This is a genomic window from Enterobacter sp. JJBC, assembly GCF_036936505.1.
Lineage (GTDB): Bacteria > Pseudomonadota > Gammaproteobacteria > Enterobacterales > Enterobacteriaceae > Enterobacter > Enterobacter hormaechei_C.
In genome coordinates, this window is the sequence record NZ_CP136935.1 from 1,754,916 (window position 1) to 1,768,077 (window position 13,162).

General features: G+C 56.0%; 11 protein-coding genes, 2 tRNA genes and 1 other RNA gene. 8 read left to right on the forward strand and 6 right to left on the reverse strand.

Annotation, left to right across the window (positions count from 1 at the left end):
* Positions 1-389: 389 nt before the first annotated feature.
* Positions 390-1,898: a sodium/proline symporter PutP gene (gene putP / locus RY075_RS08325; RefSeq protein ID WP_003858085.1), complete on the forward strand. Its 1,509-nt coding sequence runs from the start codon at positions 390-392 to the stop codon at positions 1,896-1,898.
* A gap of 71 nt (positions 1,899-1,969) precedes the next feature.
* Positions 1,970-2,389 carry a DUF3574 domain-containing protein gene (locus RY075_RS08330; protein WP_023315789.1) on the forward strand — a complete coding sequence of 140 codons (420 nt, stop codon included), beginning with the start codon at positions 1,970-1,972 and terminating at the stop codon, positions 2,387-2,389.
* 82 nt (positions 2,390-2,471) lie between these two features.
* Here RY075_RS08330 and RY075_RS08335 read toward each other — a convergent pair whose 3' ends face one another.
* A complete protein-coding gene (locus tag RY075_RS08335) occupies positions 2,472-3,656 on the reverse strand; it encodes a nucleoside transporter C-terminal domain-containing protein (protein ID WP_003858081.1) in 1,185 nt (394 codons plus the stop codon).
* Positions 3,657-3,907: 251 nt separating this feature from the next.
* On the opposite strand from RY075_RS08335, the gene efeU reads away from it, so the two are divergent.
* The 4 genes from efeU (at position 3,908) to phoH (ending at position 8,485) form a co-directional block, all read left to right on the forward strand.
* Entirely contained in the window at positions 3,908-4,741 is an 834-nt protein-coding gene (gene efeU / locus RY075_RS08340) for an iron uptake transporter permease EfeU (RefSeq protein WP_003858080.1), read from the forward strand.
* Between the two features lie 40 nt (positions 4,742-4,781).
* Positions 4,782-5,909 (forward strand): iron uptake system protein EfeO, encoded by a 1,128-nt coding sequence (gene efeO / locus RY075_RS08345; protein ID WP_045350133.1) that lies wholly within the window; start codon positions 4,782-4,784, stop codon positions 5,907-5,909.
* 3 nt (positions 5,910-5,912) lie between these two features.
* Positions 5,913-7,196, forward strand: coding sequence for an iron uptake transporter deferrochelatase/peroxidase subunit (gene efeB, locus RY075_RS08350; protein WP_003858074.1), 1,284 nt, complete (start codon positions 5,913-5,915; stop codon positions 7,194-7,196).
* Positions 7,197-7,696: 500 nt separating this feature from the next.
* The gene (gene phoH / locus RY075_RS08355; RefSeq protein WP_003858070.1) at positions 7,697-8,485 is read left to right on the forward strand and encodes a phosphate starvation-inducible protein PhoH; all 789 of its coding nucleotides are present in this window, start codon (positions 7,697-7,699) and stop codon (positions 8,483-8,485) included.
* Positions 8,486-8,784: 299 nt separating this feature from the next.
* Here phoH and RY075_RS08360 read toward each other — a convergent pair.
* The 3 genes from RY075_RS08360 to RY075_RS08370 all read right to left on the reverse strand — a co-directional run bounded on the left by RY075_RS08360 (position 8,785) and on the right by RY075_RS08370 (position 10,568).
* A tRNA-Ser gene (locus RY075_RS08360) sits at positions 8,785-8,872 on the reverse strand.
* Positions 8,873-9,009: 137 nt separating this feature from the next.
* Positions 9,010-9,687 (reverse strand): isochorismatase family protein, encoded by a 678-nt coding sequence (locus RY075_RS08365; RefSeq protein WP_003858068.1) that lies wholly within the window; start codon positions 9,685-9,687, stop codon positions 9,010-9,012.
* A gap of 20 nt (positions 9,688-9,707) precedes the next feature.
* Positions 9,708-10,568 (reverse strand): pirin family protein, encoded by an 861-nt coding sequence (locus tag RY075_RS08370; RefSeq protein WP_109948524.1) that lies wholly within the window; start codon positions 10,566-10,568, stop codon positions 9,708-9,710.
* A gap of 109 nt (positions 10,569-10,677) precedes the next feature.
* On the opposite strand from RY075_RS08370, the gene RY075_RS08375 reads away from it, so the two are divergent.
* Complete coding sequence (locus tag RY075_RS08375) at positions 10,678-11,583, forward strand: LysR family transcriptional regulator (RefSeq protein ID WP_023324439.1); 906 nt, start codon at positions 10,678-10,680, stop codon at positions 11,581-11,583.
* A 131-nt stretch (positions 11,584-11,714) separates the two neighbouring features.
* Here RY075_RS08375 and RY075_RS08380 read toward each other — a convergent pair.
* Both RY075_RS08380 and RY075_RS08385 read right to left on the reverse strand, forming a co-directional pair.
* A non-coding RNA gene (locus RY075_RS08380) (RtT sRNA) lies at positions 11,715-11,852 on the reverse strand.
* A 42-nt stretch (positions 11,853-11,894) separates the two neighbouring features.
* Positions 11,895-11,982 (reverse strand) — tRNA-Ser (locus RY075_RS08385).
* A 229-nt stretch (positions 11,983-12,211) separates the two neighbouring features.
* Here RY075_RS08385 and ghrA point away from each other — a divergent pair.
* On the forward strand, positions 12,212-13,150 hold the full coding sequence (ghrA, locus tag RY075_RS08390; RefSeq protein WP_032608987.1) for a glyoxylate/hydroxypyruvate reductase GhrA: 939 nt from the start codon (positions 12,212-12,214) through the stop codon (positions 13,148-13,150).
* Positions 13,151-13,162: the final 12 nt, after the last annotated feature.

Sequence of the window (13,162 nt, forward strand, 5' to 3'; positions counted from 1 at the left end):
GTTGATAGCGTGAAATATCCACCATGTTGCAACTTTGTGCAACCGTGTTAAATGTGACCTGGTCTGCAAGCTGGAAAATGAATGGATTGTTAACGATTAGTTAGCTGTGAAAAAGAACGTGCGGCCGTTTCTGAGCCCAGTTTTTATGCGGTGCTTAACACTTTTTAAAGGTGCAACCCGTAAAAGCGTGAGCGAGTGCAACCTATAGGAAAGACGTATAAAACCAGTGATGAAATTCATGTAAATGCAGTGTTAAATCGTTTGTCAGTGGGATGCGTATACGGCAGGATAGCGCGCCCAACGGAAACACATACACACATCACTACGTTCCGGTGATGACATAACAAGGCAACCCGGACGGTTGTCGCTCGACATTTTGGAGAATTTGAATGGCTATTAGCACACCGATGCTGGTGACATTTCTCGTTTATATTTTTGGCATGATCCTGATAGGGTTTTTGGCATGGCGTTCCACTAAAAACTTTGACGACTACATCCTCGGCGGGCGCAGCTTAGGCCCGATGGTCACCGCACTCTCTGCGGGCGCTTCCGACATGAGCGGCTGGCTGCTGATGGGGCTGCCGGGCGCGATTTTCATCTCCGGTATCTCCGAAAGCTGGATCGCCATCGGCCTGACCGTTGGCGCATGGATCAACTGGAAGCTGGTAGCAGGCCGTCTGCGTGTGCATACCGAAGCCAACAACAACGCCCTGACGCTGCCGGATTACTTCACCGGACGCTTTGAAGATAACAGCCGTATCCTGCGCATTATCTCTGCGGTGGTGATCCTGCTGTTCTTCACCATCTACTGTGCTTCCGGCATCGTGGCGGGCGCGCGTCTGTTCGAAAGTACCTTCGGCATGAGCTATGAAACCGCCCTGTGGGCCGGTGCGGCCGCGACCATCCTCTATACCTTCGTGGGCGGATTCCTGGCGGTAAGCTGGACCGACACCGTGCAGGCGAGCCTGATGATTTTCGCCCTGATCCTGACCCCGGTGATTGTCATTTTCACCGTCGGCGGCTTTGGCGAATCGCTGGAAGTGATCAAGCAGAAGAGCATTGAAAACGTCGATATGCTGAAAGGGCTGAACTTTGTCGCCATCGTCTCCCTGATGGGCTGGGGCCTGGGCTACTTCGGTCAGCCGCACATTCTGGCGCGCTTTATGGCGGCGGATTCTCACCATACCATCGTTCACGCGCGTCGCATCAGCATGACGTGGATGATCCTGTGTCTGGCGGGCGCGTGCGCGGTTGGCTTCTTCGGCATTGCGTACTTTAACAACAACCCGGCGCAGGCGGGCGCGGTGAACCAGAACGCCGAGCGCGTGTTCATCGAACTGGCGCAGATTCTGTTTAACCCTTGGATTGCCGGTATTCTGCTCTCCGCGATCCTGGCTGCGGTGATGTCCACCCTGAGCTGTCAGCTGCTGGTGTGCTCCAGCGCCATCACCGAAGACCTCTACAAAGCGTTCCTGCGTAAGGGCGCGAGCCAGAAAGAGCTGGTGTGGGTAGGGCGTTTTATGGTGCTGCTGGTTGCGCTGGTGGCGATTGCGCTGGCAGCAAACCCGGAAAACCGCGTGCTGGGGCTGGTGAGCTACGCGTGGGCGGGCTTCGGTGCCGCGTTTGGGCCGGTAGTCCTGTTCTCCGTCATGTGGTCACGCATGACCCGCAACGGCGCGCTGGCGGGGATGATTATTGGTGCGGTGACCGTTATCGTCTGGAAACAGTTCGCCTGGCTGGGCCTGTACGAAATCATTCCTGGCTTCATCTTCGGCAGCATCGGTATCGTTGTCTTCAGCCTGCTGGGTAAAGCACCGTCTGCCTCCATGCAGAAACGCTTTGCGGAAGCCGACGCGCACTACCACACTGCGCCGCCGACTAAGCTTCAGGCTGAGTAATCTCCCCTCACCCTAACCCTCTCCCCGGTGGGGAGAGGGGATAGTCCTTTCACCTATGTGAGTCTTCATCAATGAGAATTAAAACAGGGTTAATGGTGGCAGCATTCGTGATGCTGGCGGGCTGTAACGCACCCGCGCAGCACGTGCCGGTGGAAACCTGCAAAGCGGATAACCAGATGCAGCAGACCACGCTCTATTTTGGCTTGAATCGCCCGGCAGGGGCGCAGATTACCGGCAGCGAGTGGCAGCAGTTTGTTGACCAGGACGTGACGCCGCGTTTTCGCGATGGCTTAACGGTGTTTGATGCCCGTGGTCAGTGGCTGGGTAACGACGGCAAGGTGGCGCGCGAGCCGAGCAAGGCGCTGATGCTGATCCACGGGAAAGATGCGCAGAGTGAGAAGAATATTGAAGCGTTGCGCGGGATCTATAAGTCACGCTTCGCGCAGGAGTCGGTGATGCGGGTTGACCAGCCGGTGTGCGTGCAGTTTTAATGAAAAACGGCGGGAAATCCCGCCGTTGTAGTATCGTAGGCCCGTGCAAGCGAAGCGCCGCCGGGCATTAACCGCACAAAACTTACAACACCAACCCCGCAAAGCTCGCCGAAAGCAGGCTCACCAGCGTCGCGCCGTACACCAGACGCAAACCAAACCGCGACACCACGTTGCCCTGCTGCTCGTTCAGACCTTTTATTGCCCCCGCCACAATGCCAATGGAAGCAAAGTTAGCGAACGACACCAGGAACACGGACAAAATACCCAGCCCGCGAGGTGACATTTGATGGGCAATTTTTTGCAGCTCGATCATCGCCACAAATTCATTCGCCACCAGTTTAGTTGCCATAATGCTCCCCGCGTTTAAGGCATCGCTCAACGGAATACCAATAAGCCACGCCAGCGGATAAAACACATAACCCAGAATCTGCTGGAAGCTCATGCCAAATATGCTGGAGAAGAGGGCGTTAACGGCGCTAATAAGGGCGATAAAACCAATCAGCATCGCCAGAATAATCATTGCCACCTTAAAACCGGCCAGAATATACTCGCCCAGCATTTCAAAGAAGCTCTGGGATTCGTGCAGTTTTTCCAGCTTGATATCCGGCTCCGCTTCCGGGCGGGTCGGGTTAATGACCGAAAGAATAATAAAGGTGCTGAACATGTTCAGGATCAGCGCCGCGACGACAAATCTGGCGTCGAGCATGGTCATATAGGCCCCGACAATCGACAGCGACACCGTCGACATAGCCGTGGCAGCCATCGTAAACAGACGACGCGAGGAGAGATCCCCGAGTACGCCCTTGTAGGCAATAAAGTTTTCCGACTGACCGAGGATCAGCGAGCTCACCGCGTTGAAGGATTCCAGCTTGCCCATGCCGTTCAGTTTTGACAGCAGCGTCCCGATCACCCGAATAAAGATCGGCAGAATGCGCCAGTGCTGAAGAATACCGATCAACGCTGAGATAAAAATAATGGGGCAGAGCACGCCAAGGAAAATAAACGCCAGCCCTTTTTCACCCATCCCGCCAAAGACAAAATTCGTCCCTTCGGCAGCGAATTTAAGCAGCGACTCAAAGAAACCGGAGACGTATTTAATAATAAACAGACCGCTTTCTGCATGCAGGAAAAAGAACGCCAGCGCAATTTCAATCACGATCAGCTGTAAAACGAAACGAATACGAACTTTTCGGCGGTCGAAACTCACCAGCCAGGCAAGCGCAAGAATAATCACCAGCGCCAGCAGGAAATGGACAATTTTAAACATGGTTTATTTTCAGTTGGTTTTCGAGGTGGACATTTAGCCACAGCCCCGGTTAACCGTAAATGGGCATTTTCGTTATACCTTATAAACGCAACGGTTACTCAAGCAATTATTACTCCGCAATGCGTTTACATCTGGTCATCAAAACGCAACACATTTCGCTTGTTTTTCTTGTTGCCGTAATGATAATCACTATCACAAGAATTTACCTTTCTTTGCATCAGTTGACCGCGATAAACATTTAAGGTGTCGGCATGTTTGTTCCTTTTCTCATTATGTTACGTGAAGGCCTTGAAGCGGCCCTGATTGTTAGCCTTATCGCCAGTTATCTGAAGCGTACCCAGCGCGGACGCTGGATTGGCGTGATGTGGGTTGGCGTTTTCCTTGCCGCGGCGCTCTGCCTGGGGCTGGGTATTCTTATCAACGAAACCACCGGTGAATTTCCGCAGAAAGAGCAGGAGCTGTTTGAAGGCATTGTTGCCGTAATAGCGGTGGTGATCCTCACCTGGATGGTGTTCTGGATGCGCAAAGTTTCCCGTAACGTGAAGGTACAGCTTGAGCAGGCGGTGGATAACGCCCTGCAAAAAGGCAACCACCACGGCTGGGCGCTGATCATGATGGTCTTTTTCGCCGTGGCGCGTGAAGGCCTGGAGTCCGTGTTCTTCCTGCTCGCGGCTTTTCAGCAGGACGTGGGCATCTGGCCGCCGCTGGGCGCGATGCTCGGGCTGGCCACGGCGGTTGTGCTTGGCTTCCTGCTCTACTGGGGCGGCATTCGTCTTAACCTGGGCGCGTTCTTCAAGTGGACCAGCCTGTTTATTCTGCTGGTGGCCGCGGGACTGGCGGCAGGGGCGATCCGCGCCTTCCACGAAGCGGGCCTGTGGAACCACTTCCAGGACGTGGCGTTCGATCTCAGCAACGTCCTGTCGACCCATTCACTGACCGGTACCCTGCTCGAAGGGATCTTCGGCTACCAGGAAACGCCGAGCGTCAGCGAAGTGGCGATGTACTTTATCTATCTGGTTCCGGCGCTGATCCTGTTCGCTATGCCGCCGCGTACCGGCTCGCAGACGTCGCGCGTTGCGCCGTAAGTGCTGTTTTAGTTACAACATACTTTTAAAGGGAAGAGTCATGGCCATTCAGTTCCGTCGTAGTGCGTTATGCGCAGGCATTGCCGCGCTGTTCGTGTCTGCCTTCACCGCTCAGGCGGCAGATATTCCGCAGGTAAAAGTCACCGTCAACGATAAACAGTGTGAGCCGATGACCATCACGGTTAACAGCGGTAAAACCCAGTTTATTATTCAGAACCACAGCCAGAAAGCGCTGGAGTGGGAGATCCTGAAAGGCGTGATGGTGGTAGAAGAGCGCGAGAATATCGCGCCGGGCTTCAGCCAGAAGATGACCGCAAATCTTCAGCCCGGGGAATATGACATGACCTGCGGCCTGCTGACTAACCCGAAAGGTAAGCTGATCGTCAAAGGCGCAGCGACGGCGGACGCGGCCAAAGGCACGGCGCTGCTGAGTCTCGGCGACGCTATTACCGCCTATAAAGCCTACGTCACCAAAGAGACGGCGGACCTGGTGGCAGGCACCAAAGCCTTTACCGACGCGGTGAAAGCGGGCGATATCGAAAAAGCGAAATCCCTGTATGCGCCTACACGTCAGCACTACGAGCGCATCGAGCCGATTGCCGAGCTGTTCTCTGACCTCGATGGCAGCATTGACGCCCGTGAAGACGACTACGAGCAGAAGGCCGCCGATCCGAAATTCACCGGCTTCCACCGTCTGGAAAAAGCCCTGTTTGGCGATAACTCCACCAGGGGGATGGAGAAATACGCCGAGCAGCTCAACAGCGACGTGCTGGAGCTGCAAAAACGCATCAGCGAGCTGGCATTCCCACCGTCGAAAGTGGTGGGTGGCGCAGCGGGTCTGATTGAAGAAGTAGCCGCCAGCAAAATCAGCGGTGAAGAAGATCGTTACAGCCACACCGACCTGTGGGACTTCCAGGCAAACGTCGACGGCGCACAGAAAATTGTCGATCTGCTGCGGCCACAGCTGCAAAAAGAGAACGGCGAACTGCTGGCGAAAGTGGATGCCAATTTTAAGAAAGTTGACGCTATCCTGGCGAAATACCGCACCAAAGACGGGTTCGAAACCTACGACAAGCTGACCGATGCTGATCGTAACGCGCTGAAAGGCCCGATTACGACGCTGGCGGAAGATCTCTCCCTGCTGCGTGGCGTACTGGGTCTGGATTAAGCGATGAACGAGCATGACGAGTACGACGTGGCGGAACCTTCCCGACGTCGGTTGTTAAAAGGGGTAGGGGCGCTGGGCGGCGCGTTTGCCCTGGCGGGCGGCTGTCCGGTGGCGCATGCGGCAAAACCGCAAAGCGCCCCCGGCACGCTCTCCCCGGACGCGCGTATGGAAACGCAGCCGTTTTATGGTGAGCACCAGGCGGGGATCCTGACGCCGCAGCAGGCCTCGATGATGCTGGTGGCTTTCGATTCGTTGGCGAGTGATAAGGCCGACCTTGAGCGTCTGTTCAGGCTATTAACCACGCGCATTGCCTTCCTCACCGCCGGCGGTCCGGCACCGGAAACACCGAATCCGCGCCTGCCGCCGATGGATTCCGGGATCCTCGGGGCGTTTATCGCTCCCGATAATCTGACCATCACCGTGTCGGTGGGGGAATCACTATTTGATGATCGCTACGGTCTGGCGAAGCAGAAGCCGAAAGCGCTGCAAAAAATGACGCGATTCCCGAATGATTCTCTCGACGCGGCGCTGTGCCACGGCGATCTGCTGTTGCAGATCTGCGCTAATACCCAGGATACGGTGATCCACGCCCTGCGCGATATTATCAAGCACACCCCGGATCTGCTGAGCGTGCGCTGGAAGCGGGAAGGTTTTATCTCTGACCACGCCGCGCGCAGTAAAGGGAAAGAGACGCCGGTCAACCTGCTGGGCTTCAAAGACGGTACCGCCAACCCGGACAGCAGCAATACCGCGTTGATGAACAAGGTGGTCTGGGTGACGGCGGATCAGGGCGAACCGGCCTGGGCGGTGGGCGGCAGCTATCAGGCGGTGCGTATCATTCAGTTTCACGTGGAGTTCTGGGACCGCACGCCGCTGAAAGAGCAGCAGACTATCTTCGGCCGCGATAAGCAAACCGGCGCACCGCTCGGCATGAAGCTCGAGCACGATGAACCCGACTACGCCCGCGATCCGAACGGGGATGTCATCGCGCTGGACAGCCATATTCGCCTCGCCAATCCTCGCACCAAAGAGACGCAATCCAGCCTGATGATGCGCAGGGGTTACAGCTACTCGCTGGGGGTGACCAACTCCGGGCAGCTTGATATGGGACTGCTGTTTGTCTGCTATCAGCACGATCTGGAGAAGGGATTCCTCACCGTGCAGAAGCGGCTCAACGGCGAAGCGCTGGAAGAGTACATTAAGCCCATCGGCGGCGGCTATTTCTTTGCCCTGCCCGGCGCGCGTGACGCGAATGCCTGGCTCGCTCAGGGTCTCATAGAAGCCTGATAATCGTCCCTGCGACAGTTCGCGGGGACATTATTTTTTTCCCGGACTATCTTATTGTTATATTTCTGTAATATTTCTATATAAGACTGATTTTCCATGTAGGGGCAGTCCGAAAAGTTGCATTCAGGTAAAATAAATGTTGCATTTATGATAATTCCTGATGTACTTAAGAGAAGACAGCGGTAGTTCCCGGCAGTGATGTTAACTCACTATGGAGATCGCGAATGGTTGCGTCCTGTACTGGACAAGGTAAACACATCAACCGCAGTACCCGGCGCGGAGGCTCAGACTCCGGCAGCGATTTCTTCACCACCAAATTCTCTCCTTCACCTCAACAACCTTTTTCTACCGACGTGCATAACGGTGCGCGTAGCCGTTGTATATCGTCATCCGGTAATGCAAGCAATGGCTTACAAGGAAGCCAACCCTCTGATGTTCGTGCGCATAATCGTGCCGATGCTGGCGCGTGTGATGAATACCAACAACTCAAGGTGCTATCCATGGGAAGACAGAAAGCAGTGATCAAAGCTCGTCGTGAAGCAAAACGTGTGCTGAGACGGGATTCACGTAGCCATAAGCAGCGTGAAGAAGAATCGGTCACCTCGCTTGTGCAGATGAGCGGCGTAGAATCCATTGGCATGGCGCGGGACAGCCGCGATGCATCGCCAATTGTGGCGCGAAATGAAGCTCAGGCGCACTACCTGAATGCTATCGAGAGTAAACAGCTCATCTTTGCAACCGGGGAAGCCGGATGCGGGAAAACCTGGATCAGCGCCGCCAAAGCGGCGGAGGCGCTGATTCATAAGGACGTGGAAAGGATCATCGTTACCCGTCCGGTACTGCAAGCGGATGAAGATCTGGGCTTCCTGCCCGGCGATATTTCCGAGAAGTTTGCCCCGTACTTCAGGCCCGTCTATGACGTGCTGGTGAAGCGGTTGGGCGCTTCCTTTATGCAGTACTGCCTGCGACCAGAGATTGGTAAGGTGGAAATCGCGCCGTTCGCCTATATGCGCGGACGTACATTTGAAAATGCGGTCGTTATTCTTGACGAGGCTCAGAACGTGACCGCTGCGCAAATGAAGATGTTTTTAACGCGCCTCGGGGAGAACGTGACGGTGATCGTCAACGGCGATATTACCCAGTGTGACCTGCCGTCGGGCGTTAAGTCTGGCCTGAGCGATGCCATGTCACGTTTTGAGGAAGATGAGATGATAGGGGTGGTCCGCTTCACAAAAGAGGATTGCGTCCGCTCGGCGCTCTGCCAGCGCACGCTACAAGCGTATTATTGAATATGCTGTTGTGTTCAAGGCCCGGGAAACCGGGCTTTGTTTTTTGTGCATTTTACCCCCTCTTCCCTGGGGATAGGGATAGGGTTAGGGTGAGGGGCTCAGGCCGCACCGAGCTGCATATAGCACCGGGGGGATTGACTCGCTGCGCTCGCCCTGCGGGCAGCCTGTTCGCTACGCTCTCAGTCTGTCCAACTGGCTGCGCCAGTTGTCGAACCCCGGTCGGGGGTTCTTATTCCCCCCAAAGGCGTACAACATGCGAAAAAAAAGCCCGCATTTTCATGCGAGCTCTTCTTCAAATATGGCGGTGAGGGGGGGATTCGAACCCCCGATACGTTGCCGTATACACACTTTCCAGGCGTGCTCCTTCAGCCACTCGGACACCTCACCATATTGTTTTGCTGCCTGACCGCTTGGGGGGCAACGGGGCGCTACTATAGGGAGTTGCGCTAAAACGGTCAAGCAGATTTTCAGCATTCGTGCTTGTTCGGTTAAGCCTTAATCAGCTTATGTCGCAGCGCGCAGGATTAACGCTGCGAATCGAGCACTTCGCTATTTTTCACCACGTCCTGCGCTTTGCTGTAGCTTTCGATCAGCAGCTGGTAGGCAGGGAAGATGTGTGTGTACACCTCTGCCCATTCACCCGCATCTTCACGGTTCCACGTGCGCTGAATTTCGGAAGCAACGGCTGCCGTGTCCATCGGCACCACGCCTGCCTGCACCACGCGCGCCAGGGTGATCTCCTGCGCCATTTTGCTGTAGGTGCCGGAGGCATCAATCACCGCAAACACTTTATATCCGTCCGCCACCGCGCTGATGGACGGGAAGGCCATGCAGACGCTGGTGATCGTCCCCGCGATAATCAGCGTTTTGCGCCCGGTGGCTTTCACCGCCGCCACGAACTCCGGGTTATCCCAGGCGTTGATCTCACCCTTGCGTGCCACATACTGTGCGTGCGGCGCGTTGGCGTGGATCTCCGGGATAAGCGGGCCGTTCGGTCCCTGTGGAACCGACGCCGTGGTGATCACCGGGATCTTCGCCAGCGAGGCGATTTTTGCCAGCGCTGCTGCACGGGCGCGCAGCTCAGGCATTGGCATGTCTCCTACGGTCTGGAACAGCCCGCTCTGGTGATCGATAAGCAGCATAACGGCATCGTTTACGTCAATAACGGGACGTGCACCGTTGAAGTTTGCAGGGGTAGACATAATGCGCTCCTTTATTACGTTTAGATTTGGCCAAAGCGGCCGGAGTTAAAATCGCGAATAGCCTCGGCGATTTCGGTTTTACTGTTCATCACAAACGGGCCATAGCCCACGATGGGTTCATTCAGCGGCTCCCCGGCCATCAGCAGCACTTTGGCATCGCTGCTGGCTTCGAGATGCAGTTTGTCACCGCTCTGGCTCAGCACGACCAGTTGCGCCTCACCGGCAGGCGTGGTGCCGTTCACCGTCACGCTGCCTTCAACGACAACCAGCGCCGTGCTCCAGCCTTCGGGCTGATTAAGCGTCAGGTGGCTACCCTGATGCAGCGCGAGATCCCACACGTTCAGCGGTGAGAAGGTATGCGCCGGGCCGGTTACCTCTCCAAAGCGGCCAGCAATCACACGCAATGTTCCGCTGTTATCCGGCAGGGTGACCACCGGGATATCCGCCTGAGTGATGCTCTGGTAGCCAGGCGTCGCCATTTTGTCTTTGGCGGGCAGGTTGACCCACAGCTGCATCATTTTCAGTTCACCGCCTTTCTGCGAAAACGCGCTGGAGTGGAACTCCTCGTGCAAAATGCCTGCGCCTGCCGTCATCCACTGCACGTCGCCAGTGCCAATAACGCCGCCTCTGCCGGTGGAATCACGGTGCTCCACTTCGCCTGAGTAGACGATGGTTACCGTCTCAAAACCGCGATGAGGATGCTCGCCCACGCCGCGTTTCGCGCCATCCGCCGGGAAGGTATGCGGTCCGGCGTAGTCCAGCAGCAGGAACGGGCTCAGGGGCTCGCCATGCGTCTGGTAAGAAAACATCGAACGAACCGGAAAACCGTCACCGACCCAGTGCGGACGAGGTGCGGTATACACGCCTGTTACGTTTTTCATGATTAACTCCTGATGTCCTGTTGATGGAATTAGCTTATATTCAGGGTTAATATCCCGGTAGATAGCAAAAATGACATTCACTGTTCCTTAAATGGAACAATGGAGGCGTATGCAGGACCTCAATGATTTCGTATGGTTTGTGAAGGTGGTGGAGCATGGCGGCTTTGCAGCGGCGGGTCGGGCGCTCGATCAGCCTAAGTCGAAACTGAGCCGTCGGATTGCGCAGCTGGAGGAACGCCTGGGTGTTCGGTTGATACAACGTACCACGCGGCAGTTTGCGGTGACGGAGGTGGGGCAGACATTCTATCAGCACTGTAAAGCTATGCTGGTGGAGGCTGAAGCTGCGGAGGAGGCGGTGGCTGCTTTACAGGCTGAGCCGCGTGGTATGGTCCGGATCACCTGTCCTGTCACCTTGCTGCACGTTCACGTGGGGCCCATGCTGGCGCGGTTTATGGCGCGCTATCCGGGGATCAACCTTCAGCTCGAAGCCACCAACCGCCGGGTCGATCTGGTGGCGGAGGGGGTGGATGTGGCGATCCGCGTTCGTCCGCGCCCGTTTGATGACAGCGATCTGGTATTAAGGGTGCTGGCGGACAGGGGACACTGTCTGGTTGCCGGGCCGGCACTGATTGAACGGATGGGCAACCCGGCGATGCCCTCTGAACTCAGCGAGTGGCCGGGGTTAAGTATGGGGGCGGGCAAGCACCTGCATAAGTGGGAATTGAACGGGCCGGAGGGCGCAAAGGCAGAAATTCACTTCACGCCGCGCCTTGTGACTACCGACATGTTGGCGCTGCGGGAGGCGGCGATGGCGGGCGTGGGCGTGGTACAGCTGCCCATTTTGATGGTGAAGGATCAGCTGGCTTCAGGTGAACTTGTTCGGGTGCTGAATGCCTGGGAACCCAGACGGGAAGTGATCCATGCGGTGTATCCTTCCCGGCGCGGCCTGCTGCCATCGGTCAGGACGCTGGTGGATTTTCTCACCGAAGAGTATGCAAAGATGGTTGAAGACTAGCTTTTTGTAGGTCGGGTAAGCGTAGCGCCACCCGACACAATTACCGCAGGGGCTGCAAAGTTCGAATCCCCCACAGGCGTGCAACATGTGAAAAAAAAGCCCGCATTTTCATGCGAGCTCTTTTTCAAATATGGCGGTGAGGGGGGGATTGACTCGCTTCGCTCGCCCTTCGGGCAGCCTGTTCGCTACGCTCTCAGTCTGTCCAACTGGCTGTCGCCAGTTGCCGAACCCCGGTCGGGGGGTCTCATCCCCCCTTACGAGAATATAAAAGAAAAAAGCCCGTACTTTCGTACGAGCTCTCATCATGAATATGGCGGTGAGGGGGGGATTCGAACCCCCGATACGTTGCCGTATACACACTTTCCAGGCGTGCTCCTTCAGCCACTCGGACACCTCACCATATTGTCATCCCGTTGTTGTCGGGACGGGCGCTAATGTAAGGAAAAGCCGTACTGCCGTCAACCCACTTTTTCAGTAATTTAGCGTGTTTAGACAAACTTCAGGCAACCTGATTCCTAAATGTGCGAAATGCGCCTCTTTTATCAGCAACGCGGTTTAGCGATAAATTTGTTATGCTGGCAAGCCAGTTGAAAATGAAAATAAAACAGCGCAATAAAAGGCAATGACTATGGATATTATCTTCTATCACCCCACTTTTGATACGGCTTACTGGATTAGCGCGCTCACGGCGGCTCTGCCTGGCGCACGCGTTCGCGAATGGAAACAGGGCGATAATGAACATGCCGACTACGCGCTGGTCTGGCATCCCCCGGTCGAAATGCTTCAGGGACGCCGTTTGAAGGCGGTGTTTGCTCTTGGTGCAGGGGTGGATTCCATTCTCAGTAAGCTGAAGGCACACCCTGAAATGCTGCCGGAAGATATTCCCCTGTTTCGTCTGGAAGATACCGGTATGGGGCAGCAGATGCAGGAATATGCCGTGAGCCAGGTGCTGCACTGGTTCCGCCGCTTCGACGATTATCAGGCGTTCAAACAGCAATCCCACTGGGAACCGCTCCCGGATTATCAGCGTGAAGATTTCACCATCGGCATCCTCGGCGCGGGTGTACTGGGCTCAAAAGTCGCCGAAGCGCTCGCCCCGTGGGGCTTCCCACTGCGCTGCTGGAGCCGGAGCCGTAAGGAGTATCCGGGCGTCGAGAGCTTTGCCGGAACGGACGAACTCCCGGCGTTCCTGAAAGGGACTCGCGTCCTCATTAACCTGCTGCCGAATACGGCGGAAACGGTCGGCATTATCAATGGCACGCTCCTCAACCAGTTGGCAGAAGACAGCTACTTAATGAACCTGGCGCGCGGGGTACACGTTGTGGAAGACGATCTGCTGAAAGCGCTGGATAGCGGTAAACTGAAAGGCGCAATGCTGGATGTGTATAGCCGCGAACCGCTGCCAAAAGACAGCCCGCTCTGGGCACATCCGCGCGTGGCGATGACGCCCCATATTGCGGCCGTGACGCGACCGGCGGAGGCCGTGGCGTACATCTCGCATACCATCAGCGAAATTGAGAAGGGCAACGCGGTGACCGGACAGGTCGACAGACAGCGAGGCTACTGAGAGAAACCCGGC

Bases quoted from the DNA above. Each gene is read 5' to 3' on its own strand.
- efeO (WP_045350133.1), top strand. From the start codon at position 4,782: ATGGCCATTCAGTTCCGTCGTAGTGCGTTATGCGCAGGCATTGCCGCG.
- phoH (WP_003858070.1), top strand. From the start codon at position 7,697: ATGGGAAGACAGAAAGCAGTGATCAAAGCTCGTCGTGAAGCAAAACGT.
- RY075_RS08365 (WP_003858068.1), bottom strand. From the start codon at position 9,687: ATGTCTACCCCTGCAAACTTCAACGGTGCACGTCCCGTTATTGACGTA.
- RY075_RS08370 (WP_109948524.1), bottom strand. From the start codon at position 10,568: ATGAAAAACGTAACAGGCGTGTATACCGCACCTCGTCCGCACTGGGTC.
- RY075_RS08375 (WP_023324439.1), top strand. From the start codon at position 10,678: ATGCAGGACCTCAATGATTTCGTATGGTTTGTGAAGGTGGTGGAGCAT.
- ghrA (WP_032608987.1), top strand. From the start codon at position 12,212: ATGGATATTATCTTCTATCACCCCACTTTTGATACGGCTTACTGGATT.
- efeB (WP_003858074.1), top strand. From the start codon at position 5,913: ATGAACGAGCATGACGAGTACGACGTGGCGGAACCTTCCCGACGTCGG.
- RY075_RS08335 (WP_003858081.1), bottom strand. From the start codon at position 3,656: ATGTTTAAAATTGTCCATTTCCTGCTGGCGCTGGTGATTATTCTTGCG.
- putP (WP_003858085.1), top strand. From the start codon at position 390: ATGGCTATTAGCACACCGATGCTGGTGACATTTCTCGTTTATATTTTT.
- efeU (WP_003858080.1), top strand. From the start codon at position 3,908: ATGTTTGTTCCTTTTCTCATTATGTTACGTGAAGGCCTTGAAGCGGCC.
- RY075_RS08330 (WP_023315789.1), top strand. From the start codon at position 1,970: ATGAGAATTAAAACAGGGTTAATGGTGGCAGCATTCGTGATGCTGGCG.